Source organism: Pseudomonas sp. PDM25, from assembly GCF_019219045.1.
In the GTDB taxonomy this organism is placed as follows: domain Bacteria; phylum Pseudomonadota; class Gammaproteobacteria; order Pseudomonadales; family Pseudomonadaceae; genus Aquipseudomonas.
Window position 1 is genome coordinate 279,497 of the sequence record NZ_JAHUWL010000001.1, and the last position, 26,627, is coordinate 306,123.

Consider the following 26,627-nt stretch of genomic DNA (forward strand, 5'->3'; position numbering starts at 1 on the left):
CTGCCTCCGCCCTGGCCTTGAACACACCATGCTTGCTAGCTGAACCTCCTTCGACTAGATCAACGACTCTGTATCGCTTACTGCCGTCTTCCTGGCCTGTGGTCTCGATGACCCTGCTTGGGTGCATGGTGCGTTCCCTGCTAAAGATTGTGTTCTGGGAGTACCGATATGACTCCATGAATTCAACAATTATGCGGGACTGAGCTGAGACAATTTATGACAGCGCAACGCGCTTCTCTTTTCCCCGACCGCTAACGTCTATCTAACAATACTTAAGTCGGCGCACGTCTATGCCATCCATGGCTTCACATGCCTAATCGGTCATTTGCTTGGTTGCTTGTGACGAGCGTACATCACTGCCGTGCCCCCTGAAGTGGCTCTGGCCTGCAACTCAAACGCCTGCGTGTAGCCTTTGATGAGGTCGCTCAGTTTTTTGTAGCCATGAGTGCGTGGGTCAAACTCTGGACGTAGTTTCGTAATGTTCGCGCCCAGCGCGCCTAAATGTGCCCAGCCATCCTCGTCAGCAATGTCGTCCATGATCTTGGCGATGAAGCCCACCGGTGCTTTAGGCTTTTTAGAAGGCTCAGCAACCGCTGGTTTGGCCACATCGGGGGCAGCAGCGAAAGCGGTACTAGACTCACCGTTGGTAGTCGCAACGACATCCTCACGGAGTAACTCGATGTAAATGAATTTGTCGCATGCTGCCACGAACGGCTTGGGTGTTTTCTCTTCGCCGAACCCGTAAACGGTCAACCCTTCTTCACGTAATCGAGAAGCCAATCGAGTGAAATCGCTGTCGCTCGATACTAGGCAAAATCCGTCGAAACGGCGGGTGTATAGCAAGTCCATGGCATCGATGATAAGCGAGCTGTCGGTGGCATTTTTGCCTTTGGTATAGGCAAATTGCTGGATGGGCTGAATCGAGTGATCGAGCAGGACTTTCTTCCAACCACCGAGATGGGGGCCAGTCCAGTCGCCGTAGATGCGCTTGACGCTGGCGACGCCGTACTTAGCAATTTCTTCAAACAGGCCTTCGACGATTGCTGCTGGGGCATTGTCGGCGTCGATCAACACTGCGAGGCGTTTCTGAGCGTTATTGGATGTATGCGTGGCCATGGTTCATCCTTGAGTGAAAGCGTAACCATACCTGTAAACGAGGGGCTAATCTTGGCTTCGATCGCTCGTATTCCCACCCACTAAGGGCCCGGATCAGCGGCGTTGTGCTGCCAGATTTAAAGTGTTCCAACTCGTCACTCGGGTGACCTGTAATTACTCGCAGTAATCCAAGCTGTCGCAAGTCATTGAAAAGCGTAAGCGCCTACAGCTCTTAAACTTACTTCCAGTCCAAGCCATCCACCGCAAACTCAATCGTCTGAGCGCCTTCCTGGTAGAACTGAGCCTCGATGTAGACCTTGTCGACCTTACGCAGCTCGCTGACAAAGCTGTTATAGCCCCTGATGAAGATGTAGGTGCTGTCGTTGTCGCTCGGCTCGCCCGCAGAAAACCGCTTAGGCTTTCCGTTCCCGAAACGCACCGACACATCGCAACCGTCGTATGAATTGCAGAGGAACTGGCCTTTTTGGATTTGCAGAATCACGTCCTGACCCCAACGCGGGTGCTTGCGCAGTTGGAGCATGGCCTGTTGCGCTCCGCGGTAAGGGAAGTCGAACGACAATCTGTTGGTCGACTTAATGAAGGCCGTCGTGACCGGCTTCTGGCTCATTGAATCCTGCATAGTCTCATACTCCCAAGCTTCTCCGGCTATCCTGCGCTGCTGAAACTCACTGGCCTTCTTGATCTCATGAGAAGCCGCCGCGAGTTTGTCCGTGTACTCCTTGTTGCCTGGGTAGAGCGCCAGTAGGGCCTTGTAGGTCGTCTCCTGGCCGGCGTAGTCGTCCTTGCCCAGTTGCGCGAGCTTGGCCTTTAGAGAGGCGGTCTGCTCGTCTCTGGCGATGTCCTTAGCCTTTGCATCGACTTTGGCGAACATGGCGTCTACGTCGGAATCACCCAGACCGTTGTACTTTTGCAACAGATTCTTGGCCTCAGAGATCTTCTTCGCATCCAGCAACTGCTGAAACTGGGCAATGATGGCTGGCTTGTTTGCAACTAAATAGTCCGTATTCGCCTTCTTCTGCTCGACCTTCTTTTGAGCCGCTGCCGACTCCGCCGCCGTATTTTGCACAGTGATTTCATCACTCATGTGATTGGAGAACAGGAGCATCCCTGCGACCCCGAGCACAACGGCACTGATCGCACGAACCGGGGGCTGGAGATCAAACTGAAATTTCGCCATGAGCATGTCGCATAACGGTGGTAGCAACAGAACAGTCGCGACCATGAGCGGTATCGCCGCCAGCGGATCTTCGAAGATGACCCCCAGCGTCCAAAGAGCGAAAAGCAGACCGAAGATCCAGTAGAGAAACGTTCCAATGAACGACTTGGCCTTATCCGCCAATGGAACAGATTTAGGGCCAGCCGGTTGCACCGGAAGGTCGACCCTCGCCGGGTCTTCAGCCCAGGACTGCTTAACATCCGGGGCATCCGTCTCGTCGATATCGAAAACCATTGGGGCTGGCACGATCAACAACGACTGGCAATGTGGACATTTGCCTTGCTTGCCGGCCATCTCTATAGAGACCTGAATCGGCTTGCTGCACTCATCGCATTTGAAATTGATCATGTTCGTCCTTGAAAGGAACTAAACCCAGCACTTCAGACTAGGTGATGGCTATATGCTGGTCAATTGCGCGGGGGGCGCCCCTTCAGCTAGCGTCAAACCCGCTGGAGCGGTGATTCAAAACCAGTTCATGCGACTGAAACACTGACGAAACATTCCGGCCATATGATTCGCGTCACTGAAATCCAGGGAGTTGGAGATGAATCGACCATCAAGAAGCATGCGCAAACTGCTCGACTCCGTCGCCACTAACAATGAGGTAGCGGCGCTCGATATGATGCGCGCAGCAGAGCAACTCCAAGACGAGGTGCTTCGTCAACGATTGCTTAACTTGATTCACCGACTCAACCAGGACGCCAATGATTTGCGAATGGCGCGCGACGATATCCAAGGCGGCGCCATAAAGCTCGCGTGACCGGTCTCGGAGGCGTTTCTTAGTCGCTCCTTCGGGCCAATGAGGCCCGGCCAGGCATTTGATTATTGCTATCGCTTCTTCGGGCAAGGCCCAGCTGGCTCCACGTAATGCTTTAAAAGGTCAGAACACAATATTGAGTGCGGCAGATAGCCACGCTGTTGCTTACCTTCCAGTTGAGCAGCTTGAGTCTGAGTGACCCCAGCCGATAATGAGACTGCGACAGCAACTGTGCGCTTACCTGTTCCAGCATGCTAAAAACGCGATGCTTCGACCTTCTAATGCCTGAGGAGGGCGTCATCAATGACTTTCCATTGGCCAGTCTTTTCATCACGCACAAAATTTTGCTGGGCGGGGTAATCGCGTCCAACGGTTCGAAATAGATGGACAATGTGTTCAAGTGGAATGAAGTAAAGCCGGCGATGTCTCATGGTATCCGATGCCAGGAAGGCGCCCTCGGCTCCTGATTCAGCTAGCGTCAACACAAAGACGAAGCTGTGGATCACCTGATTGCAGATGAAGCCAACGTCTTTTCTATCCGCCACTCCTTTATCAAACTCGTAGTGTTCGTGAATATCGCTACGATTGAAGTAGTCCACGCTAGCGTCTTGTCGCACCGGATAAAAAGTCAAATCGTATGTAAGATGTTTAGTGGCCTCGGAGAGCTTGAACGTCTCAAGAAGCTTGCGCACTGCATAAAATCCAATAAACATTTCTCGTTCAGCACTGGCTAGATCCCTCTCGCTTAACTCGCCATCTTTGATCAGTACCTTTTCTAGCCAGCCAGCAGAGCGGACGAGAGGCTGTTTCCAGTAACGAGATTCGTAAATCATAGCGACTCCTAGGCCTAGGAAGCTTGAGATAAACCCGACGAAGTGGGCAATGGGGATTTTCGGCTTTTACAGCCAAGCATGATCTAGGCTCTTGAGCTATACATTTAACAAAGACTACAACAACTCTGCTGTTATAGCCCGCAGGCCCTCCATTTGAACGAAGATGCAAGGACAGCCATGAATCACTGGATCGAAAGGGTTGAGGATAATGAGGTTTTTAAAGCGGTAAGCGATTTCGAGGACACATTAGTAGTCGCCAAGGAAGCGTGCCAAGAGGAAACGGCACACATTGACTCATGGGGGCGAGCGTACGCGGTTGTGCAGCACCTTCGAGAAGTCATATCACAAGTGAACCCTCTATTGGTAAATCCAGCTAACTTAAGTGGCATTTCAAGTGGGTTGATGCAAGCCCAGACTGAAATTCAAAATTTTACGTCCAACAAAAATGCTGGACATTGGATTAACGCCCATTCTCATTTAGACACCGCACTTGCTCATGCGGCAGCCATACCTCGTCTATCGATTACTGGTCTAGATGATATGCGCAAAGAAGCCTCTAGCTACCGAACTTCTATTTCGAAGTTTCTCGAGACGATTAGAGATAACGCTGAAGGTATTACGAAAGCACAGGCGGATTTACAGGAAAAAATTACTGAAGCTATCACTGAAATCACCAATCAAAAATCAAGGCTCGACAATGCGATATCTGCCTTCCAACAGCAGTTTTCAGACTCGCAACAAACTAGGCAAACCGAGTTTTCGAGTGCTGAACAAACTCGATCCGCTACAGCCATAAAAAATGAGGAAGATCGGAAACTTCTATTTGATGAGGTACAGAAATTACGTAGTGATGAAGCGAAAAACTCAACTGCCGCAGCCACAGCGATACATGAAGATCTCGTAACCGAGCTAAAAAACAGTTCTGCCAATGTCGTTAGTGCGCTTGAAGCACAGAAGGCTCATGTGCAGAAGCTAGTGGGAATCATAAGTGATACAGGTATGGCGCATGGTTTTCAAAAGACAGCTAATGCGGAAAACAAAGAAGCAAAAACTTGGAAAGCCATTGCGGCTTGGTCGCTTGTTGCCTGGATTGTTATCGGATGCATATTTTTTGCCCTAACCTACGATAAAGATTTGACCTTAGCAGCCGTAGCCCGACAGTTCCTGATCTCTACTCCTTTTGTCCTTCTCTCTGGTTTTGCGGCGATGCAGGTAGCTAGACACCAGAAGAATGAAAGACAAATGCGCCAAACGGAACTGGAAATTGCTTCGATAGATCCATTTCTGGCGACACTAGATGATGCGGATCGTAACGAGGTAAAACGGGAGTTTGCAACTCGTTATTTTGGGCAGAGGGAGGTTAATGAGAAGGCTGAGCCGACTCCCTCGAGCTTAATTGAGCTGACGGGGGCCTTAGTCAAAATAGTGCAAGAGTTGACCAAGAAATAATAAAACGTCTGGGGGGGGAGCGAAGACTTGAGCTAGGTAATAGCGAATCTAAAAGCGATTGCGGGAAGTGAACTGTATTGAGACATTAGACTCGATGGAATAGTCGCTTTTTCGGGCGCCCAAGCCCGGCTCACGCTGTCAGGCAAGCATCTCTTTCACGATGGAAGCGACATTTCTAGCATCGTCTATAGATGCCATCGGCTTTAACCTTTGCAATGTCCTGTGCCTGACGCTCGCGGCGTCGTTCGTAATCCTTGCGTGCGATTGACGGAGAGATGGCCCTGATTTGCGACGTCCCGGTCAGAGCCGATAGGGATAGAGCTTATTGGCTATGCAGCTGGTCAATCACTGCCAAGTAGCGCTGGAATGGCTCCGCAAGACGTTTGGGCAAGGTACGGTGCCAGGTTCCACGTCGATACTCATTCCAGACGTCTTCTTCAGGACGATGGTTAATGATACCGAGCCGGTTCTTGTAACCCACCAAGGCATTGCCCTTGCCAGCTAGTAATGCGGCGATGGCAATGTGCATGAGGTGGCTTGGCACGTCCTGCGGTGTCCTGGGGCGATCCAAGGTGATCGTCAGGCAGCGGTGCTCGTGGAACTCACGCCAATCCGGCCCCGCGATGTCGCCGAGGTTGGCAACTTGCTTGGCTGCTGACTCGCTTTTGCCGTTGACGACTCCCAGTAGAACTGTAGGGCTCTGAAGCCCGAGTGCCGAACTGACCTTGGCTAGGGTCGCTTTTACCCGCTCCAGATGCTCATCAGCGGCAAATACAATGAACTGGTGCCGGAAGTCATCCCCCTCGATTAGCGTAGAGGGCAACTGAACATAAAGTGGATAGAGCAGGTCATTCAGGTAGATGAACGTCTTGCGCCGGCCCTCATCATCGCTGGACTTCGTTGCTGTCAGCGCCTGCCGGGCCCACTGCGGTGTCAGCTGATCCAGACTCATGTCGGTGATGTCGATGGATATGAGTGGAAAGCCCATTGAGCGACTTGCCAGAGCCTTTCGCCCATCAAATGCGTGGCCAAGCTCAATTTCGATACCCGCCAGCACCATCGGATGCCGAAGAATGGGCTTGCCAAGCACCGCCACATCAAGGCGATATGAGTTGCCAAACGGAGTCTTGATGTTCTGTTCTTGGGTAACGCCATTAGCCCCGAGCAGGAGATTGCCGGACAGGTGATACTGGCTAATCGTTTCATCCCTGTAGTACCAGGGCATAGCCAGCCCTGCGTCGAGTCGGCGCTGAAGCTCATCGGCTATCAGCTGCTTGGCTCGCCTGTGCTCCTCGCTTTCGCCAATATGACGTTGTCGAGCTTGTTCCTGGCTGTCGAAATAGTCCGCGGCTCGAACGCCGCGTTTGCCAGTGTACGTTCTGAAATAGCTGCGTGTTTTCAGCTTTCCATCATCATTGAAACAAGGGCTCACCCAGCTTACGAGGCGGTGGGGTTTGTCAGCAGTGACCAAGGGCCACATCTTTCGATAATGCTCCCGGCTTTTAATCTCGTAAGCCGTAATCGGAGTTTGGAAGAGGCCTTTCCGTGAAAAGACCACCAGCGCGTCATCCATAGCAATGCAATCCGAAGAGGTGTAGCTAGGGAGAATAGCGCTTCGCTATCAGGCCTTAAACGCTTGAGTTTGGAGAATGTGAAAGTGGTGGGCTAGCACCGTAACGATACGTCGACGAAGCTACGGCAGCTTCATCAGCGTTGGCTTCTTGTTTTACATCCTTCAGGATTGCTGGCTCAGCGTGGTAGACGGTGCTTCCCATCATGATGCGTTGGCCGAGCGCGACGTCCGTCAGTACCTGGCAGACTTCGCGGGTGGCGAGAGGAGAGGTTGTATTCAAAATGCTCTGCGTTCGAGTCGTCGCTTGAGCTACGTTTCGAGCGTCATCAATGCCTCAATGATATGTCCCTTGCTTTCAAAACACCTTATCCGAACACGCCCTTGCATCTCTAATAGCAGCAACGACACTCTTTCTGACTGAATCATCCTCTGAGCCCCAATTAATGCTTTCCTTGTCTGATGCCATTCGCCTGACTGCAACAGGTGAGCCGGAGGAGAGGGTTCTGACTGAAGGATCTTGAGCTGGGTCTTTTGGCCATGATGTCATCTTGAAAACGGCTACATCTGAGCAAACTACACGAAGGGGTGCTGGCTCCGGCACCATTTGATTTGAAGAACGGTATGTTGGAGCGGGGCCTTCGACTGGTACTTGGTCTTCGTACACAATCGCGACATACCACGAGCTCCTCCTTAAATCCGAGTTTGATGCCCAGCTAATGTCGAATGGAACACTGTATTCGGTATCCTTTGGCAGGGTAGCGACTGAAACCTTAGAGCCGGCACTAGACAAAGCGATCCAAGCTCTTTGTGTGTCACGTAGCCCAGAGTTCTTCACAATGAGAGAAGCAGTGTATTTTTTTGTTGTTCGATCTGAGTACGAATACTCTAACTCCTCAGAGATCGATGTTTCTCCGGAAAGAATTGATATGGATGGGCGCCCAACGCGATCTGATCGCTATAGATTTTCTGAGCAAACGCCTGAGAAGCTTCGGCCACGCTGGTGGCGCTCTGGGTAGCCTGAAAGGAAAGAAAGGCAGCGTACGCCGACATTGTTGTCGCTATAACTGAAAGCACACCCAGCACGCTCGTGCTGGAAAAACATCTCCAGGCTATCCCAACCCATCTGGCGACGACTAGCAACGATTTTCGAAAAGTTTCCACACGTAACCCTTATTCACAGAATTGCGTGCTGTATCGGCAAGTTGAATGCTGACTTGATGACTGGAAAGCGGTAGGTGGATTGGAGATGGAGCTGATTGTGTCCATTAAGCAGTTGTTGGGCCGCGCCTTTGGCTGTCGCTCCTTCGGGCTACGGCCCGGCTCGCCGTCATGTAATGCGTCTATGTATCCGTCCTGCTGGCGAATGATTCCGCATCTCGGCCAATGAAGCGCTTTATAGCTTTCTCATTTTAGCTGTGCGCTATCCCAGGCTTCAGTGAGCTCGTCTATTCGATCCGCGATTTGAGGCCTTTTTGATAGGACTAGGCAGTGCGTGTTGCCGACAAATTCCTCTATCAAATACAACGAGTCGCCAACATCGAGCCCCAGTTCCTGCAGCGCCTCATCGGGAATTCTAATTGCACCGTCACCATCCCATTCTTCGATGATGATTTTCATAGGTGGCTTTATCACGTGTGGTCTCCGTTGCTATGAACCGGCAAGCCGTTCCCGCCTGTAGATTCTCAGTGGCACGTTTACAGATCAGGATAATCATCAAGCTTAGGGCTAGGAGCGCCTCCGCCCTCCGGTTCGCGCTTAGGCGTATGTATCACTCCAGCTTCGGCGTCTGCACGCATCTGCTCGAGCTCTTTGTGAAATGCCTTATCCTGAACCGTGGGTTTGCTGGTGTACGGCTTTCGGTCAGGTACAGGCTGGGCTGCGTAAGTCGTTACCGCGTCTGGATCGTGCTGCAGCTTTTCTTGAACTTGCGATTCCAGCATTGCACGGAGCGCGTCTTTGTCGGGACGGTTCAGCAATTTGTTACTCCTATTCGTAAACCAGGCACTAACGATTCGATTGGTGCATTGACCAGATGGTGAAGGTACCAAGCCTACTCGGCCGCAACATTTCATGCGATAGGGTTAGCCGAGGGTACGTCAAAGTCGTGCCCGGTCAGCTCCGAATGAAGCCGGTGATTCAACAGAACTTGAATGATTGCGCGCACCGACTCGACGGAAGGAACAATCTTGCCATTGTCGTCGAATATTATATTCCACTGCCGCTCGCGGTTGACTAGACGCAGTTTTTCCATGAAGGCTACGTCGTTGTAGTACGCACGTTCCTGTACCACCGCCATCCTGCGCAAGTGCATGGTATTGCTGCCGACATGGTCAACCAAGACGGCCATGTCAGAGAAGATGGCCTGAAAGCCTGCGTCAGCCCGTAGCTCGGTGAACGAAGTGACGTAGGTTTGTTTGTACTCCAGGATCGATTCGAAGTTGCCTTTGTTCGTGACCAAAATATCGGTATTGAGAGCGAAGAAATCAAACCGTTTGGGAATGATGAACGCTTCATCACCTGCCAGGTCGAGCTGGTTTCGGTTGAGCACAAGGTTAAGAACATGTGCCCGTTTTTTCACCTTCCAGTCGTTCCCAAGTCGGCATACGCAATGGAGCGTATCCGTGCCTATGGTCAGGCGAACGAGATAGCCTAGGCTTCCTTCCAGATCCGAGATGGCCTCAATGAGATGCTCCTCGGGTGGGTTGCTGACGAGATCCTCCAACTGCGGGAAAATCGTCTCATCGGATTCAAGATAGAGGCAGGAGCTCTCGTTAATCGTCGCGATGAGGCTGTAATCATCGACCTCAGTACACCGATCGATCCATTGTCGGGCAATTCGCTTGAGCTCAATCTCCAGTTCGGGTGTTGCAACCACCGAGGATGCTCGGAATTTGGCGGTTTTGCTGTTGCTCTTTTTGAACGCCCAAACGCTCACTGTAGCGTTTACCAGATCTAGACCCCGTAGCTTATTCAACGCTTCAACTGCAGCCATCGCTTACTCCTTTTTTGTGAGAACGTATATTCCATGGATGACACAGGAGCTTAATTTGTCTCCCGGGTAAATCTTTGTCTTCGCTAGCGCAATCACGCTGCGCTCCTTGCCGGACGTAATCACCTCCAGCTCATGTAGTTGCCAGCCAATCGCCAAGAGCAGCGGATTCATGAGGATTTGTCCTGATCGATAAGTGATGAGAAACATCCAGATCAAGAACACAAGGAAGCCGTAGAACTTGCCATCGCTGCCTAGATCAAGGCCCATGAACGAGACAACGTAGGGAAAGACGTAATTGATGAGGTCATTGGGAACAGTCTTCGCTTCCTTGACCGTTAGCTCATGGTCGGCCGGCAAGCTTTTAAGCACCCAAGTGAAGAAAGCGAGACTGATCAGGCATATGGTGAATAGGGTCAGCGAGCGACCTGGGTTCATCAGGGCGGGCAGGGTGCAATCGTGAAGCGACCAGCAGATTGATTTCTTCCAAGTAGCGTCAGAGACGTCTTGGAGCAGCAGGATCACGCTCAGCGGGAAGTAGGAGCCTAGGAACAGGAAAATAGCCGGAAGGATCTTTACCTTCATTTCGCCCGCTCCTTGGTGTGCTGATCAGTGACGCTCGATTACCTACTATGGCTCTGTGCCACTGAAAAGGAAAACGAAGAATCACTATTCCCATGTCGGGCCAGATGTCATCGATCAAGCAGTACTACTTAACCCACCAAATCCTGGAATCATTTGGATCACCTTGCAGGCTAAAAATTCCTAGTATCCAGTATTGGATGCAGATTTCGGGATGACTGAAGTGGCCAAACCCTCACCTGCCGTTTTGAATGGAGACTCAGAGGGCACCGAGCAATCGTTCGCGCTGTTCTCGTTCCCTGGCGCTCAATAGCTCGACAGGATCTGCTCCGTCGCGCTGCCAGAGTTCAAGTGACCCGACTCGGCCATCTGGCGACCTGCAGTACTCACAGTAGTACAGGGTGTCACAGTCATTGAAGAGGGGAGTACCCAACCATCAGTACTCACGGGCATGAGGCCATGATAGATCTCGCTCCAGGACTGGATGGAACTTCGCATCATTATGCGTTTGCCGGCAGCGACGTCCGTCAGTACCTGGCAGACCTCTCGGGCGGTGAGGGGAGAGGTTGTGTTCAAATCATTCTGCGTTCGAGCCATCGCTTGCCCAGAGCTAAGCTGCACAAGGGAGGTGGCGAGGGCGCACTGGCGACTTATACAGCGACCAAGACGACATGATCTTTGTGGAGGGTCGTCCAGTGTCACTTGATAGCGCAGAGATCGTTACGGAGCAACTCAAGGAGCTTGAGCAAGTCCTGAGCAACCTTAAGACCATGATCAATCGCAATAAGCTTATCGAGTCGCAGAGCTTGAGCCTGTAGGGTGAGACTCTGGTCAAGCGGGTGAACTCCGTTTGGCTAAATTTGAGAGAACAACTCGCGGAATCATGTGCTTGCTGGTCGGTGACCCAAAAGCGGCTGACCGTGATGGCTGTCAGTAGTCCCGTTGGCTCAATATCAGTTCTAGCGACTTACCCAGGCGACCATGCCCGTTACATCCGTAGTGTATTGCCATCCTTGTGTTTGAAACCGGCGATCTGCTCACAGTCTTCCAATTTTTTAATTGCCCTGCCGCACGAATCCGCGCGCCAGTGAAATGATGAGTCAAAGTCAATAGACATGACGTAGGTGTGTGATTCAATTGGATGGTTTGTGATAAACCGCTATAGCAATAATTCCGAATAGTTGTAATTGCAATGTTGCGCCTTGAATGTCGATCTGGGGCATGTAACTTAGAGGGCGTTGTAAATCTAGCGTAACAATCTGGCCAGCTAATTTAATATTTCATGGGGGCGATTTGCTGTACTAGACTTTTTGAAAGTCATCAGAGGAGGACTTGTTATGATCTTAGCCTTCGAGGCGCCCCGTTATGGGCGCGGGTGGATGTGCATCTTGTTGTTAATCATATCGGGATGTCAGGCAGAGCAACATGAAGCCTTATACTCTGAGTCCCAGCCCGTTGGAGCTGCAGCGATGACTGACGAAGCGGCTCAACCAGACATGATGGCCAACGTCCAAGCGCAGGGGCGGGTAACGACCGTTAATGGTGTTGGGAATTTTGATAGCAAAATTACACCTTATGCTTTCGTACTATCTACTGCAGTGTGGCAAAAAGGATCAGACGGTTTCACTAATATTGATGTGTGTTGGGAAAATCCGGATGCCCAATATGATGCTGAGCAAGCCCTTGTCCGAAAAGCTGTAGAGGCAACATGGCAGGCTTACTCCAGAATTAAATTCGCAGGGTGGAAAAAATGTGTCAATGGGAACTACGGTATACATATTTTAGTGGAAGATTCTGGGCCACATACCAAAGGCCTTGGCAGTAAGCTTAACCAAGTTTCTAATGGCATGGTGTTGAACTTCACATTTAAGAATTGGAGTCAGACATGCAGTCAAAGCAAGAAGATGAGAGACAAATGCATCTACTCAATAGCAGTGCATGAGTTTGGGCATGCCATAGCTTATGCCCATGAGCAAAATAGATATGACACACCTGGCGAATGTGCGATCCGCCGGCAAGGAAGTGATGGCGATTTGCTATTGACTTCTTATGATCCAAGCTCGGTTATGAATTACTGTAACCCTGTCTATAATAATAATGGGGTTTTAAGTGAGAGGGATAAAATTGGCCTTGCAATGGCATATGGTGCGCCAAAATGAAATTTATTTATACCACCGCTTGGATGGCACTTCTATTGGGCATAGTTGTAGGTTTTGGAAGTGCTCAGGGCATGACCCCAGAGGACGTAAGAACTGCTAACAAAAATGCAGTGGTGATGATTAAAGTTAGTGGTTCTGGAGAAAACGGTGTTCCTTACGAAAATACCGGTACTGGCTTTATCGTGACGCCCGTAGGGGAGGTCTTTACGACATATCATCTAATTCTGGATGAAGCAAAAAAGCCTTTGTCGAATTTAAATATTTTGGGCGCGCCGGGCTCCCGATATGGGGTATACACCGAAATGGAGGTTATCAGTAAAGATGAGGGCTTAGATTTCGCTTTGATGAAGTTTAAAGGTAATAAAGATGACTATGTAGCTACAAAAATATGCAATGGATACAATATTGGAAGTAACGCAGATTTGATTGCTATGGGCTACCCTCTTACTATGGAGCTATCGTTGGTTAACGGTAAGTTGAGTAATAAGAACGGCCCGGGTGGTTGGTATCAAACACAGACCCCTTTTGCTCCTGGGTATAGCGGCGGGCCGGTTTTTGAAAGTGAAAAAGGGTCAGTTGTAGGCATGATAATGGGTGGTAATACACAAGTGCAGAGCCTCAATTTTTTTATGCCTATGCATAGAGTTGCAAATTTTATTGCGGTGCTTTCCACCCCTCCGGCTTGCAATCCTGACCTTAAGACTATCTCTATTTCTGAGGGGAACTTAAATTTTAATCAAAGCGGGTATAATTTTTCTTCACATGAAATTGTTCCTTGGAATTCCATAAGAGGTGACATTTTAGTAAGTAGAAATACCGCGGATAGCGTAGGTAAGCCGATGTTTTTTCTGCCATTTGATGCACCGCCTTATAACTCCGATCAGGATGGCCAAGCTCATAGCGGTATTCTTGAGATCCCCGGAGACTCATATGGGAGAAATGCCGACTGTCCTACATCTGGATACACTTATCATTGGTATCCTGCTACAGTTGGGCAGTGGTATTGCGTTCGTAATCGGAGTGGTAATCAATACTATAAAATCAAGGTTGAAGTCGTTAACGAGAATTTCATTGCTATCATGACAGAGTAGCTTTTTTTCATATATCTCTTTATGGATATGAAAAAATCGAGCAGACCTCCCTCGTCGTGGTCAGGTTTGGCAGGAACATGGTGATCCAAAGGAAAAAATACGCTGGCTCCGTAGGCAGCGCCGCTGTGCAGCTGGCCATCTTGGCCTGAGCCTTCTAATGCTGCGACAAGGCGACCGTTACACAAAATCCGCGAAGTAGAGTGCGGGTCGAAGCGGTGCCTCATTCATTCCGACCACCAGTCCTTTTCTGTGCGCATCGTAGTCGTTGAAGCAGCTCTCGATATTAACGGCGAGCGATGTGACTGATGAGGTAACTGGGTGAAGAGGGTCAAGCTGGTTCTGCTTGGGCTGATGCCTAAGCCGCCCATCGTGCAGTTTGTTGCTGTCTATGCTCTCTCTGAGGTAGCCGCACTGGCATTGCAGGTTGCCTGGATAAATGCTTTCAATCGCGGAGCCTGCTCCCAACGCTTTGTATTCCCAACGAGTTAGGCGCCTATAGGGCTCTTCACGCTTTGCTCGCTCAAGTCGTAATGCTTCTCAGCTATTTGCTCACGACGAGCCGCTTCAATCTTCAAACATATAGCTTTCACCGATTCGGCTATCGCCTCGAAGCCGTCGAGAATGCTCGTCAGCTTCTCTTAGAGTTGATCTCATTCAAAAAGCATCAGCTCGGTAATTTTTGATTTTTTCCAGCAAATCGTCCGTCGGTTTCCAGAAAGTATAATCTTTGTCGCTTTTGAGCCCATTTTTGAATGCGAGCCAACTTTCAACTTGACGCTCCAGCACTGGTTTTAAGGGCTGTCTGACCCACACTGCGTGTATATGATTTGCGCCATTCCACCCATCAGTACCATTTTTACGGTACCAAGCGACAAATCCATTTGCCGAAAGCGCGGTGAGAATCCTCTTAATTTGATCATCCTCCTCGCCCTTTAAGCATCGAATGCTAATATCAACCGCGCCAGTGTATAAGATACCATTTATCGTTTTGTCAGCTCCGTGGACGTTTTCCGCCTTTTTGGCTGTATTAAGTGCCTGTGTTATTCGGGCAGAGAGCCCAAGATTAGCCAGCTCGGCAGCGGCATCAGGGTAGAGTCCTCCAGGATGTGGTCGGCTTAGATCACAACCCTCTCGCGGTGCCCAATTTTCTTCATGGGCGTTCGTACAATACGGTACCAACAAGATCAGGCTTGCTAAGCATGCTCTGTAGTAAGACATGAGTTTTCCTTGAGTGCCTTAAATTGGTGTCAGTATTGCGGGAAGTCCACGCTGCTGAACCAAGTGCCCTTGTTGTTGAGCGACTGCTTCCACTCGCTTACGCATTGGGTGACTTTTGGTATGGACGTGTAATCTATGTCGGGGTTTGAGCTAATCGACATGCTTGTGATTTTTGGTTTAAGGCCGTTGTTAGCTTCGGATTTTGTATAGAGCTTGTCGACAGTTGCAGTTATATAATAAGGTTGGCTACCGATGGTTTGGACGAAACCTACTCGATTTGAGGATACAGCTGTGTGGCAATTAGGGGGGGGTGACATTTTGTAGTGATACATAATCTGCTATGGTTTTGATCCGCAGATTGGTGTCGATGTCATTGACCTTTATGTTGCGTGTTGCAAGAGTGCCATACTCTGCGCGGTTAAGATATTTCACAAAGTAGGTGTCTACAGTTTCAGTTGGAGGAGCGAGTTCGTCGACGATGGTTTTGAAAGTCAACTCTCGCTGCGGATCCCTTAGTGGATGGCCTAAGCAAAGCTCTAGAGTTCGAGGAGACAAGAAACGGCGGTGCTGTTCTAAAAGATATGCCTCCAATAGGCGCTGCACGTCATAAGAATTTAGCTTTTCCGAGTAATTTAATTTGAGGTTGTCGCATTCGTTTTGAATTGTGGAAAAATTACCAGCGGCGTAATTAATACCCTCCTTTGTGCGACGCTCTTTCAGTTGAGAAATTACTGTAGTGTTACTGTCTAGCTGTAAGCTCATAATGCGGTCAGCATTTTTGTCATCTAATAGGGAGTTCTTTTTGGTGAGATATATGTCGGCCAGATAGTATTTCTCTGATCCGATTTGCGCAGATAAAGAGATCTTACTTTTTCCGTCATTGTCTGGAAGTAGAAATGTTATTGTTTGACTGTCTGTAGTGCTAGCCGAACTGGCGATTGCGTTGTCTACTATTGAAGTCAGCTCTTTGGTTGCTGGTTTGGCTATGATCGCGGCAGCTACATTGGTGGCTGCGCTCAGATATTTGAATGCGTCGACTGCGTTTTGCAAAGATGTGACTTTTTCATTTGTCGCGTAGGATAATATTAGTTTGTGCTCTTTGTTAAGTTTTTCGAGTAACAGGTATCCGGTTAGGTTGCTGCTTAGGATATATTCCTTTTTGCAATTTCGACCGTCTTGTTCATATTTTGCAGTTAACAGTGGGGCTCCGTCGTAAGTCAGGAGGAGCATGGTCTGATTGCTTGCGCCAATGACTTTTCGTCCGATCGCACTCAAGAAGCTGTCGTTGCAAAATCCTAGAAGATCTGGACTTGTGCCAGTAGCCCTTACATACATAGAGTCATTCAGTTGTTGTGGAATACTTAAGCTTGGGATCAACTGAACTGTCTCAGATAGGGAGAACCACCCTGCGAATGAAATTGTGGGGCATGCCGTCAGAACCACGATCATGGCAGTCGTTGAAAGTTTCATTCTTGGCCTTCCCCATAAAAGATTGAACGACATTCACTTAATGATCTATACCTATAGACGATGGTTAACTGGCCTGCAAGGTTCCGCGAAACTAAATTTCCTGAGCTTACTTTCGGCGATGCACAAAAAATAGCGTTCTGCTGTCGCTGTAGCATAGTATATTAACGTGCAGGCAACATAAGTATTGCAGCAAGATTTTTACCTTTCGCAGAAATTTTTTGTCGTTTGTAATAGATGGCAGAAAGTAGCAATTGCTGTCGCTTCGCGGGAATGGTGAACCATCGATAACTGGGCGCGGTCGTCAGGCCTCTGCCACTACAGCCTAGCGTATCACGCCTCTTTTTTCCCTACGCCAGTTGAAGTTCTGGCTTCACGTACAGCAGTGGAGTCGATCCGCTCCTTGCCTCCGACGATTGACACTGACGGTTGGGTACCTATTGGTAAGCGTCCGGCAGACAAGTCTTCCAATCCCGATGCTAAGCATCTGAATACCAACCTGTCCGGGGGGAAGGGCAAAAAGGTCATTCATCAGACTGTATGAAGACACTCGAGCGATGGCTCCAACAAGCGTCCTGATATATTCGGAGTATTTGTTTTTGTGCTGGAAAAGGCCTTAAGCGCTTGGTTGAACTTCGTCGCGCACTCCGCTTTCTAGTCGTTCTTTCGGCCGTTGAGGCCCGGCTCGTTGTAGGACTATCGAGCCGGACACTCCATAACGTTCCGTCAACACAGAAGTACAGCTACTTGCAGTTGCCTGCCTTTCGATATCCCGCCGCCTGAGCCTCAGATTCAGAATCAAAAGTTATTTGGTTTTTAGCAGACACCTGACCATACCCAGGGCATCCCATGGAGAGGTGATAGATCTGGCTCTTTCGGTTACCAATGATCGAACCCACTACGGCTGCGCTCGCAAGGGATGGCTGAACTGATGACCGTGGAGGATTGACTGAAACGTCGCTAACCACTCCATCACCAACCGCCTTGTATCCTTGCAACCATCGACGCTCGCCAGTTACGAATGGATTGGAGTGCCCCATGATTGCTGCAATGCGTCGATCCCGCTCTTTTTCCCAAGACGAAACGGGGTACTGCTTGTCCCAGGCCATCAGTAGCTGTTGCTGCTGACGAGACATGTTCAGGTTGTATCGGTCGAACATGTAAAAGGTTGTCCTGGCTACCAGCCCCTTAACCTCGTCGCGCGGTTCCGCAGCACGTTGATCGAAATCAACCCGCGTCTTGCACTGCCCATACTGCGGCGACACCCCCGGATGCCATGCCGTAGTTGAAATTGCTACGGTCGCCATTCACCTCCCCAACAGATGGGTAAAGGTTGAACAGGTCTGCTTCCATTGCTCGGAACACAGGATCATCGTCCACACAGTGCTCTCTACCACCGTTCTTCCAGCATTGACGTTGGTTGCCGAATGTCCAGGCTGGAACTATGTGTTCCCACTCAGTCCGCTCTGCCCGATTCTCTTGCTTTCTGGCCTTAAGGCCACATGACTCAGCATCGATACGACCACCTGATTTGCCAACCCACGTCCATTTGCACCCGCAATAAAGTTCGCCCATGGAGCTGTTCGCTTGGTCGAGGTAGATCTTCTGCTTTGCGACGACCTTGGCTTCGGAAAAGGTCGAGGGAGGGCTTGAGAAGGCGGGGGTAATTACCGAGAGGGCTAGCGCTACTACGGAAAGCAGTTTTTTCATTGGAAAGCTTAAGCAATTGAGAAGAAGCGAAGTATACGCACGACTCAATGTCCACCGAAGGGCAACTGCCCAATGCGAAGATGCATGTGCGTCGTGGAGCGTAGGTTGGGCCGTGTCGGCACTGGTCATGCCGAGCTCCATGCGTATGTGGTGGGGGGGGGGAAGATGGCCGGCTGCCGCTTCGGCACAAGGGCGCGGAGTCAGCACTTTGAGCTAGGAAATCGTGGCAGCACAGTCTGATTCAGTTAGCGATAACAGCAGCGCCAAGAAGCCACCCAATAAAAATTATTTTGGCAGTGCCCCTTGAATCAAAAAAACGAAATCGGAGTTCTTATTTGATAGCAAAATAGAAGCAGAGATCTTGGAGCCTCCACCCAATTTGGGCATTCATAGTTTCAGGTCAGTCGACTCGATTGACTTCCGCTGCTTTTGCCTAGAACACGTTTTTTTGTACTGAAAAATGACGGCCGGAGTGAGTGGATACTTGGCTCGGCGATGGAGAAGGGCAGCTCGCATGTTCGCGACGTGAGTCGCGGCTAGCTTTTCAAGCCACTCGAAAAATCAAAACCAGGTCGGGTGCCCGAGAACCTCCGGGGTTTGTTTTTTGTGTATCAGTGACGCCGCATGGCCGAGAGGGCCGACGACGTACAGGAAGAAGCGAATGACCAATAATGACAGTCAGAGTTAGGTTTCATTGGCGCTTGGATCTGGCGCAAGAAAGTAGGCTATGGGAATTAGCCAGGTCACATCTTGGCGCTGCAGCACTTCAACAAGCTGTGGTAGACCTTCTTCTCAGCCATGGGCCGCTAAAAGTGCGAAGTAAAGTGGAGTATCTCAGCCGAGAATGGTTGAGTGACGAAAATCTTCAGCTGTTGAAGAACGCCTTGGTCGAAGCCGACTTGGCGCTTCCCCATCTCGACCAACCTCCAGAAAAGGTCGCGCTCTTGTCGTGCTACAGCCAACACATCGCACAGGGTCTTCTGTGTCTAATGCCTTTGCGTAAGCTTTCTCGAGATCTACGAGGTTTGCGGCTTGAGTACGAATTGGGCATCTGAAAATGTGAGTGTTCGCATGGTGCAAACATCTGCGCGTACGATCGATATGTCTTTTTGGACACATCCAGACCGACGGTGCTTCCAGGGGGGGTAGGACGCGCCCATACGCCTAGATAAGGCATCTCGCAGCTCAGTTTCCCAGCTTTTTCTTGGTCATCGGACGGTCGAGTGCATCTGGGCAAGCTTTGGCTGAACTGAAAATTTGCTAGTTCAGCCGAACCGTCTACGCTTGACCGGGCAAATAGCGTAGCGGTGACCTATTTCGCAAGCAGCACAACATCTTCGCCGCGTTCACCTATGGGGTACCAATCCCATGGAAGAAAATCTTCTGCAGAGAGCGGAGCGTTTCACAGCGCTTCGCACCCATCATCCCGCGTGGTTATTGTTGGCGTCGCGGTATGCGCCCTTGGTTCTTAGCAGCCTACGAACGCTATTTGAGCCCGGCCAAGAAGGCATCGACTTAGACGATGCCCTGCACTCGCTAGCAGAGGCCCTGACCAATAGTGCAGATCAAGAACTCTACCAAACCGAACCTGGTTCTGAGCTTCAACAAGCAAACCGAGAGCTTGGAGAGTGGATTAAACGAAAGCTGGTCGTCGAGCGCAACGGACGGCTATATGCGACCGATGCTTTGGAGTCAGCGTTTCGCTTCGCAGAGATGCTCGATAATCGAGTAATGACTTCAACTGCATCCAGGCTTTCAGTGGTTCAGCGTGAGATTGAGAATCTCGAGACGAACCTCAATTCTGATCCCAAGAGCCGTGCGTTAAGCCTGAAACGACGTATTCGAGAACTGCAGAGTGAACTCGATCAGGCTAAGGCCGGCCACATCCCAGTATTTGATGAAACGAAGGCGATTGAAGGGATCCGGGAGATCTACGCGCTCGCGACTAGCTTGTGGGCAGACTTTCGGCGAGTAGAAGACTCCTGGCGCGACGCAGACCGAATGCTTCGGCAATCGATCATCAGTGAGCAATGCCACAGAGGAGAGATCGTCGACAACCTTCTGGACGGTCAGGATGCTCTACTCAACACGCCAGAGGGCAAGGTTTTTGAAAGCTTCCAGCAACAGCTATGGGCGCCTGTAGAGCTTGATCAAATGAGGACGCGTCTGCGCAACATTATGCGCCATCCCGCCGTTGCTCTAGCGCTGCACAGATATCAGCAAAACGAGCTACTACGTTTGGTTCCCCGTTTACTCCAAGAGTCAGAGGCCGTACTGCGAGCGCGAGCGCGAAGCGAGCGTGATGTCAAAAGCTTCGTCAAAACTGGACTTGTCGCTGAACATCACCGTGTCGGTCACCTGCTGAACGAATTTTTGAGCTTGGCATTAATGCTTAATTGGCAACGCCAGGCAGTCAGGCATTTGCCGGTACCAATTCGACCAGTTGGTATGGCGCTGGCTAGGGTGCCCGCAATAGAGCGCCTCCGGTTCAAAGGTATCGCTGAAGACAGTGCGCCAGATTTGGATCTGAACACACATCCGGCAGCCCTAGATGAGATTGAAGAAGAGTTCTGGCAGTCATTCGATGGATTGGATCGAGACGCTTTCGTACGTGAAACGCTGATGATTTTGGCAGAGCAGGGAAAACCTCTATCCCTTGCTGAATTGGCGTTGTTGCTTCCTCCAACACATGACCTGGAGTGCTTCACACTGTGGATTACGATGGCCAGGGAGGCGGGCATCGTCATCGATGCCGAGGAAGTACAGGTGCTTGACTTAGCGGACACTGAAGAACGCTGGTGGCGGTTTTACCTCCCCTTCACCCAACTTGAGTCCGAGAAGCTTCGGGACATCAAATGGGAGCTCTGATCATGCCGAGTATTTTTGATGAATTGACAAGTAAATCTGAAAATCAGGAAGGCTTCGACGAAGGCATGGAGCAGGAGCAGGATACCGAGGAGCCAGATGACCAGCTTGTTGGAAATATTGATGATGAGCTGCGAACCACCCGGGTCATCCGAGAGGTTGTCCAGAAGCTCTATAAAAATGGAGACATCGAAGAGGTCGAGGATCCAGGTCTCTACAGGGCCGCGGTTGCGAATGCGGATTTGGTTGAGCGGATTTTGGAGCCGTTTGATCTCAACATCCAACTAGACGAGCTAAGAGGCTTAGCTTTTATTACCGTGCGGCAGGAGCCAAATGACACTGCAGATGGGTGGACACACCCGCTAGTTCGCCGACATACCTTCACGCTCGAACAGACCCTGCTGATTGCATTGCTGCGACAGCACCTGATAGCGTTTGAGATGGAAAGCGGAGTAGGCGCCGGCGTTGCGCAAATGACCGTAGACGACGTGGTTACTCAACTCCACGCATACCTGGGTGAGCCAGGCAGCGACCTCAAGGATCGAGGCCGTGCTACAAGTCTCTTGGAGCAACTGAAAAACCATCACCTCGTGACCACGATCGACAGCAACGACCGTTTTACAATTCGCCCGCTTATTGCTCACGTTGCGAACCCGGAAAATCTCACTACGTTGATCCGATGGTTGGAGACTTATGGTACGAGTCTCGATCGATCTACCCCTGTAGATGAGGAAGGGGAGGAACGGCCATGATTAATTCGAACGGCAGTTACGTCTTGACCGCTATGGAGTTGTTCAACTGGGGGAGCTACAACGGCCTTCACCAAGCGCCCATTGATCCCGCGGGAACGTCGCTGATTGGCACCACTGGTAGCGGAAAGACAACGTTCATTGATGCCTTCATGACACTGATTTGTGCGAACCCGCGCTATAACCTCGCCTCAACAGGGGGCGTGGAGAGCGACAGGGATTTGGTGTCGTACGTGCGAGGGGTGTCAGGGCCTGGAGAAAGCCAGAATGCCAAGCATCAGAGCGCTCGTCCAGGACGAACCATATCTGGAATTTGTGCAACATTCCGACGCGCAGACGATCTTGTTCGCTTGGCTGCGCTGTTCTCGTTCGAAGGCACTAGCTCAGCCGCGACCGAGCTCGAAAAATGTTGGATTCTCACGCAAAACCCAGAGCAAACCCTAGAGTCCTGGCTACTTGCTTATCACGGTGAAGGCAAACGTGGGTTGGGTGGAATTGAAAAAAACGTTCAAAGTTTCTGGGTGCATTGGACTCGAAAGGAATATTTGGCACGGGTGCGTGCTCTGTTTCAGGTGGGAGACAACGCGTTTTCCTTGTTGAATCGTGCCGCCGGCATCAAGCAACTGACAGACATTGACTCGATCTTTCGAGATTTGGTGCTGGACGACCGTTCTGCCTTCAATCGAGCTGCAGAGGTGGTGAAGAGTTTCGATGATCTCAGTGAGATACACCAGGAGCTGGAGACTGCCCGTGCGCAACAGAAATCGCTTAAGCCAATCGCTGACTGCTGGGAGACTTACAAGTATCAGGCCGATAGCCTGCGAGAGTTGAAGACTGTAGAAGTGGTGGCTCCAGTGTGGTTTGCGGAGCAATCCCATCAGCTTTGGTTGGCAGAAATGACCAGGCTGGATATTTCAACGAAGGAATCAGCATTAAGACTACAGCGGCTGGTTAATCAGCGATCCGAGCTGAAACAGCAGTGCGATTTGCATATGCAGGCCTACCTTCAAAAAGGTGGCGCCAGCATTGATCAGCTGCGTAAGCGAGTGGAAGAGTGGGAGGCTGTTCGTGAAATCAGAGTTAACCACTCCGCGCAATACCAGTACCTTGTGCGAAAGCTGGGGCTACCGGACGAGCTTTCTTCCAACTCACTTGCCGCGAACAAAACGCAAGCCATCAAGCAGTCTGCTGCGCTAGTAGAAGATATCAAGGCGCAGCGTAGTCAGACATTCCAGCGAGGGATTGTCGAGTCGGACATGCGTGCTCGACTTCTGACAGTGCGCGAAGAAATAAATGAAATCAAACAACGACCAGGGTCAAACCTACCCGGCCAGTTTCATCAATTCCGCAGCCAATTGGCAGCGCACCTCCACGTCGATGAAGGAGAGCTGCCGTTTGTAGCAGAGCTTGTTCAAGTCAAACCTGAAGAGAACGCGTGGCGAGGGGCTATCGAGCGAGCAATTGGAGGGCATCGACTCCGTGTTTTAGTCCCCTCGACCATGGCGAAAACAGCTTTGCAGTGGATTAATTCGCGACACAATCATTTGCATGTGAGGATTCTCGAGGTCGCTCCTGAGATTGATGCCCGTGCTTTTTTCCAAGATGGGTATGCCCGGAAACTTGTCTTTAAGGCACATCCGTTTCGCAAAGCGGTAGAGGCACTGATTGCCGCGAATGATCGCCATTGCATCACCGATGCAGATGATTTGCTCGCTACACCTCATGCCATGACCAAAGAGGGTCTGATGTCCGGCAGAGAGCACTACTTCGAGAAAAAAGATCAACGCCTACTCAGTTCTGACTGGTTCACCGGCTTTGACAACCGAGATCGACTGGCTTATCTGGGGCAAGAAGCTGCAACTGCTGACCTGCAGCTTGCCGCTGCCGTTGATGCTGTGCTTGCGGCTCAGGATCTACTAGGCAGACTTGAGGAAACCAATTCCACCTACGTGATGATCAAAAACGTTGAGTTCGACCTGATTGACCTCCCAGGTGCAGAGAATCAACTTATCGATCTCCAGGGGCAATTGGATTATCTGACCCGCCCGGACACCGATGTCGCGCTGGCAAAAGCGCTTCTCGATGACGACACGGCTCGATGGAATGCGGTTGATGAAGCTCATGAAGCCGCGAACGTCGAATATGCTTTGTCGCTGAAAGACCATGAGAAGGCGAAGGCAATGGTCGTCAAGACATCCAGCCAAGCGGAGGCCGGAATGACGCAGGAGGCGCGAACCGCAGCCGGCAAACACCTTCCAACTATCACTACCGATGAACTACAGGATCTCTTCGATATAGAGCGCAAGGGCTACGAAAAACTAAGCGAACGTATCAGTGACGCGACCGAACAGTTGGGCGAGCTGCAGAAAGAGCTGGTCAAAAAAATGTCCGATGCCAAGGGTCGAGATACAGGAGCACTAGCAGACGTAGGTCGTGACCTGATTGACGTGCATGCTTACATCGAACGCTTGCGAGTGCTAACTGAAGAAGCATTGCCCGAGAAGGTGGAGCGCTTTCTTAGCTACCTCAATCGCTCCTCAGACGACGGTGTCACTCAGCTATTGAGCTACATCGATCAGGAAGTGATACAAATTCAAGAGCGGATAGACGAGCTGAACGGCACATTACGTCGAGTTGAATTCCAGTCAGGTAAATATCTGCGCCTTGTGACCAGTAGAGTCGTGCATGACAGCCTTCGCGCTCTGCAGGCCTCGCAGCGCAAACTCACCTCCGCGCGGTTTGTTGACGATGTTGGAGAGACTCACTATCGGGCCTTGAAAAATCTAGTAGAGGATCTGAAAGACGCTTGTACGAAAAGTCGGAATATTTCATCGAAGGCAATGTTAGATCCAAGGTTCCGGTTGACATTTTCAGTATCTGTAGTGGATGCAGCTACTGGGGTTGCAACAGAAGGGCGCAAAGGCTCACAAGGCGACAGCGGCGGTGAGAAAGAAATTGTCGCGTCTTACGTCCTTACAGCATCGCTGGGCTACGCCCTATGCCCTACCGGAGAGACCAGGCCGTTGTTCGGCACCATTGTATTGGACGAAGCATTCTCCAAGAGCTCGCCAAGTGTCGCCGCGCGGATCATTGCTGCTCTGAAAGAGTTTGGTCTGCATGCGATCTTCATCACCCCAAATAAAGAGCTACGTCTCTTGAGAATGCATACGCGTTCCGCAATTGTCGTTCACAAAAAAGACGGTCGATCGACGCTGGTCACGATGAGCTGGGAGGCGCTTGAGAAATACCATCGTGCTAAGAAGCAAGAGGGTGATGCGCCTGGCGATACCAATCCCGAGGAGCCTCGATGAGCAGCCATGAAATCACCAGACGAGCTTCGTCACCAACTGATCAAGTATTGGGATCTGCCGAACGTACGACTTAGGCATCTCCTGAGTTCGTCTGCATGGCCAATGGTGCTAAATATCGGCAAGCCTGCAGCACGAATTTTCAACGCTGAAGTAACTACGGCGCAGAGGCATGTCGAAGCATGGCGACAGGTGACGGTCGGAAAGATCGAATGGACACGTGTCGCATATCGAAGCGGCGCTGAATCGATCTGCCTCCCCACCAAATGGTACCTGCGCAACCCTTCCGAATGGATTTCAGGAACATCTGATCCAAGGGTCAGCGCAGAGTTTGCTGCACTAGGACACCTGGTGCAGCTTGCCCCAGAAGGCTTCCATCAGCTGCTCATCACTCGAAGGGGCTTGTGGAAAAACAAGTCGAGCGAGGAGGTAATCCAGGCCGCCAAGCTGGCCCTTCAACTATTTCCAGGGTGCGCGCAAGGGCGTCCACTCCGGCTGCTCTCTGGGTATGGCGTGGATACTAAATTCTTCGAGCGCAACGAATCGCTTTTGAGAAAGATGCTTGACGTCTTGTACGAAGGTGAGGCGTCAGCACAGGGGCTCTGTGGCTTTCTTGATGCATACGACGACACCAGTCACTGGGTGCTCGTCACACCATTGGATCAAGGTCTTTTGCCATTCAAGCGCCAAATGGTAACGACCTCTGAGCTAGCCGAGGCCAGGTTACCTGGCTCGCGACTCCTGATTGTGGAGAATCAAAAATGCCTTCATCTGTTGTGTCCGCTACCAGAGACTATTGCGGTTTTGGGATGTGGGTCGGATCTCGCGTGGTTGGGGACTGCCCAGCTCGAAGACAGATCCGTAGGCTATTGGGGAGACCTCGATACTTGGGGCTTGCGTATGCTTGCTCGAGCTCGTTTGAGGCATAAGGGTGTAATACCCCTGTTGATGACTGAGGCGGTGTATGACGCACATCAGTCCAAGTCAGCTGTACGTGAGCCCGTCAGAGCGCAAGACACACCGCCAGTTGGCCTCACTTCAGCAGAGGCCGCGCTGTTTTCACGACTTGTGAATAGCGACAAAGGCCGCCTCGAGCAAGAGTTCATTCCGCCGTACGAGGTTCACACCGGACTCAAAGAATGGGTGTTTCGGGGAAAGTAGGGTGGTTTAGAGGCCAAGCTGGTAGCTTCTTAACCGAATGCGGTTGAAGGGTTTCAGGCGGCTGCCGAGTATAAGCTCCGAGCTATCGGTGGGCTCCCTGGGGCGAGCCATTGATCGGTAAAAAATCTCGCTTATTACCCAGGAACTAACCTTATTTAGTTGGTCTGTCTCAATTAGAGGTAGCGCCGCTATGTCCGATCCATTCACCGCAAAGTATCACAACCCACGTACCGGCAACGAAAGCTCCGGAGCGGCTGCTAGGGAAGGGCGTATCAAGACATTAGGGGGCGTTGGTCAGATCATCAGCGATACCGTAATCAAGACGCTGATTGCCAATGCTGACCAATCTCCGGCTGCAAAGAAAGCTTCGAAGTGAGAGCCGGT

Annotated in this window: 19 protein-coding genes and 2 pseudogenes; 9 read left to right on the top strand and 12 right to left on the bottom strand. The window is 50.8% G+C overall.

Annotated elements, in window-relative coordinates; all coding sequences use genetic code 11:
* Window positions 1-321: 321 nt before the first annotated feature.
* Together KW848_RS01125 and KW848_RS01130 are read right to left on the bottom strand one after the other, a co-directional pair.
* Entirely contained in the window at window positions 322-1,116 is a 795-nt protein-coding gene (locus tag KW848_RS01125; protein ID WP_218534825.1) for an NYN domain-containing protein, read from the bottom strand.
* A 217-nt stretch (window positions 1,117-1,333) separates the two neighbouring features.
* Complete coding sequence (locus tag KW848_RS01130; protein WP_218534833.1) at window positions 1,334-2,680, bottom strand: hypothetical protein; 1,347 nt, start codon at window positions 2,678-2,680, stop codon at window positions 1,334-1,336.
* Window positions 2,681-2,876: 196 nt separating this feature from the next.
* Between KW848_RS01130 and KW848_RS01135 the strand changes: the two genes are divergently transcribed.
* Window positions 2,877-3,092: a hypothetical protein gene (locus tag KW848_RS01135; protein ID WP_218534835.1), complete on the top strand. Its 216-nt coding sequence runs from the start codon at window positions 2,877-2,879 to the stop codon at window positions 3,090-3,092.
* 275 nt (window positions 3,093-3,367) lie between these two features.
* Here KW848_RS01135 and KW848_RS01140 read toward each other — a convergent pair whose 3' ends face one another.
* Window positions 3,368-3,922, bottom strand: a complete 555-nt coding sequence (locus KW848_RS01140) for a hypothetical protein (RefSeq protein ID WP_218534837.1) — start codon at window positions 3,920-3,922, stop codon at window positions 3,368-3,370.
* Between the two features lie 177 nt (window positions 3,923-4,099).
* Here KW848_RS01140 and KW848_RS01145 point away from each other — a divergent pair, with 177 nt between their 5' ends.
* Window positions 4,100-5,371 (top strand): hypothetical protein, encoded by a 1,272-nt coding sequence (locus tag KW848_RS01145; RefSeq protein ID WP_218534838.1) that lies wholly within the window; start codon window positions 4,100-4,102, stop codon window positions 5,369-5,371.
* Window positions 5,372-5,555: 184 nt separating this feature from the next.
* On the opposite strand, the pseudogene KW848_RS31620 reads toward KW848_RS01145, so the two are convergent.
* The 6 genes and pseudogenes from KW848_RS31620 to KW848_RS01170 form a co-directional block, all read right to left on the bottom strand.
* Window positions 5,556-5,639, bottom strand: a pseudogene (locus KW848_RS31620) (serine recombinase); the annotation flags it as partial.
* A 54-nt stretch (window positions 5,640-5,693) separates the two neighbouring features.
* Window positions 5,694-6,944: a hypothetical protein gene (locus KW848_RS01150; RefSeq protein ID WP_218534840.1), complete on the bottom strand. Its 1,251-nt coding sequence runs from the start codon at window positions 6,942-6,944 to the stop codon at window positions 5,694-5,696.
* A gap of 1,404 nt (window positions 6,945-8,348) precedes the next feature.
* The gene (locus KW848_RS01155; protein ID WP_256364983.1) at window positions 8,349-8,561 is read right to left on the bottom strand and encodes an AbrB/MazE/SpoVT family DNA-binding domain-containing protein; all 213 of its coding nucleotides are present in this window, start codon (window positions 8,559-8,561) and stop codon (window positions 8,349-8,351) included.
* A gap of 77 nt (window positions 8,562-8,638) precedes the next feature.
* Window positions 8,639-8,920, bottom strand: a complete 282-nt coding sequence (locus KW848_RS01160) for a hypothetical protein (protein ID WP_218534844.1) — start codon at window positions 8,918-8,920, stop codon at window positions 8,639-8,641.
* Window positions 8,921-9,012: 92 nt separating this feature from the next.
* Window positions 9,013-9,936, bottom strand: coding sequence for a Kiwa anti-phage protein KwaB-like domain-containing protein (locus tag KW848_RS01165; RefSeq protein WP_218534845.1), 924 nt, complete (start codon window positions 9,934-9,936; stop codon window positions 9,013-9,015).
* A gap of 3 nt (window positions 9,937-9,939) precedes the next feature.
* The gene (locus KW848_RS01170; RefSeq protein WP_218535380.1) at window positions 9,940-10,518 is read right to left on the bottom strand and encodes a hypothetical protein; all 579 of its coding nucleotides are present in this window, start codon (window positions 10,516-10,518) and stop codon (window positions 9,940-9,942) included.
* Between the two features lie 1,466 nt (window positions 10,519-11,984).
* On the opposite strand from KW848_RS01170, the gene KW848_RS01175 reads away from it, so the two are divergent.
* Both KW848_RS01175 and KW848_RS01180 read left to right on the top strand, forming a co-directional pair.
* Window positions 11,985-12,674, top strand: coding sequence for a hypothetical protein (locus tag KW848_RS01175; RefSeq protein WP_218534846.1), 690 nt, complete (start codon window positions 11,985-11,987; stop codon window positions 12,672-12,674).
* A complete protein-coding gene (locus KW848_RS01180) occupies window positions 12,671-13,765 on the top strand; it encodes a serine protease (RefSeq protein WP_218534847.1) in 1,095 nt (364 codons plus the stop codon). Before KW848_RS01175 ends, KW848_RS01180 begins: the two co-directional genes overlap by 4 nt.
* A gap of 654 nt (window positions 13,766-14,419) precedes the next feature.
* Here the strand turns inward: KW848_RS01180 and KW848_RS01185 are convergent.
* The 3 genes and pseudogenes from KW848_RS01185 to KW848_RS01195 form a co-directional block, all read right to left on the bottom strand.
* A complete protein-coding gene (locus KW848_RS01185; RefSeq protein WP_218534848.1) occupies window positions 14,420-14,983 on the bottom strand; it encodes a hypothetical protein in 564 nt (187 codons plus the stop codon).
* Window positions 14,984-15,283: 300 nt separating this feature from the next.
* Window positions 15,284-16,453, bottom strand: a complete 1,170-nt coding sequence (locus tag KW848_RS01190; protein WP_218534849.1) for a hypothetical protein — start codon at window positions 16,451-16,453, stop codon at window positions 15,284-15,286.
* Between the two features lie 740 nt (window positions 16,454-17,193).
* Window positions 17,194-18,160, bottom strand: a pseudogene (locus KW848_RS01195) (endonuclease).
* Window positions 18,161-19,528: 1,368 nt separating this feature from the next.
* Between KW848_RS01195 and KW848_RS01200 the strand changes: the two are divergent.
* The 5 genes from KW848_RS01200 (at window position 19,529) to KW848_RS01220 (ending at window position 26,619) form a co-directional block, all read left to right on the top strand.
* Window positions 19,529-21,028, top strand: a complete 1,500-nt coding sequence (locus KW848_RS01200; protein WP_218534852.1) for a DUF3375 domain-containing protein — start codon at window positions 19,529-19,531, stop codon at window positions 21,026-21,028.
* A 2-nt stretch (window positions 21,029-21,030) separates the two neighbouring features.
* Entirely contained in the window at window positions 21,031-21,777 is a 747-nt protein-coding gene (locus tag KW848_RS01205) for a DUF4194 domain-containing protein (RefSeq protein WP_256364984.1), read from the top strand.
* Window positions 21,774-25,085 (top strand): ATP-binding protein, encoded by a 3,312-nt coding sequence (locus KW848_RS01210; protein WP_218534854.1) that lies wholly within the window; start codon window positions 21,774-21,776, stop codon window positions 25,083-25,085. Before KW848_RS01205 ends, KW848_RS01210 begins: the two co-directional genes overlap by 4 nt.
* A gap of 6 nt (window positions 25,086-25,091) precedes the next feature.
* On the top strand, window positions 25,092-26,243 hold the full coding sequence (locus KW848_RS01215; protein ID WP_218534855.1) for a Wadjet anti-phage system protein JetD domain-containing protein: 1,152 nt from the start codon (window positions 25,092-25,094) through the stop codon (window positions 26,241-26,243).
* Window positions 26,244-26,433: 190 nt separating this feature from the next.
* Window positions 26,434-26,619, top strand: a complete 186-nt coding sequence (locus KW848_RS01220; RefSeq protein WP_218534856.1) for a hypothetical protein — start codon at window positions 26,434-26,436, stop codon at window positions 26,617-26,619.
* The last annotated feature ends 8 nt before the right edge of the window (window positions 26,620-26,627 follow it).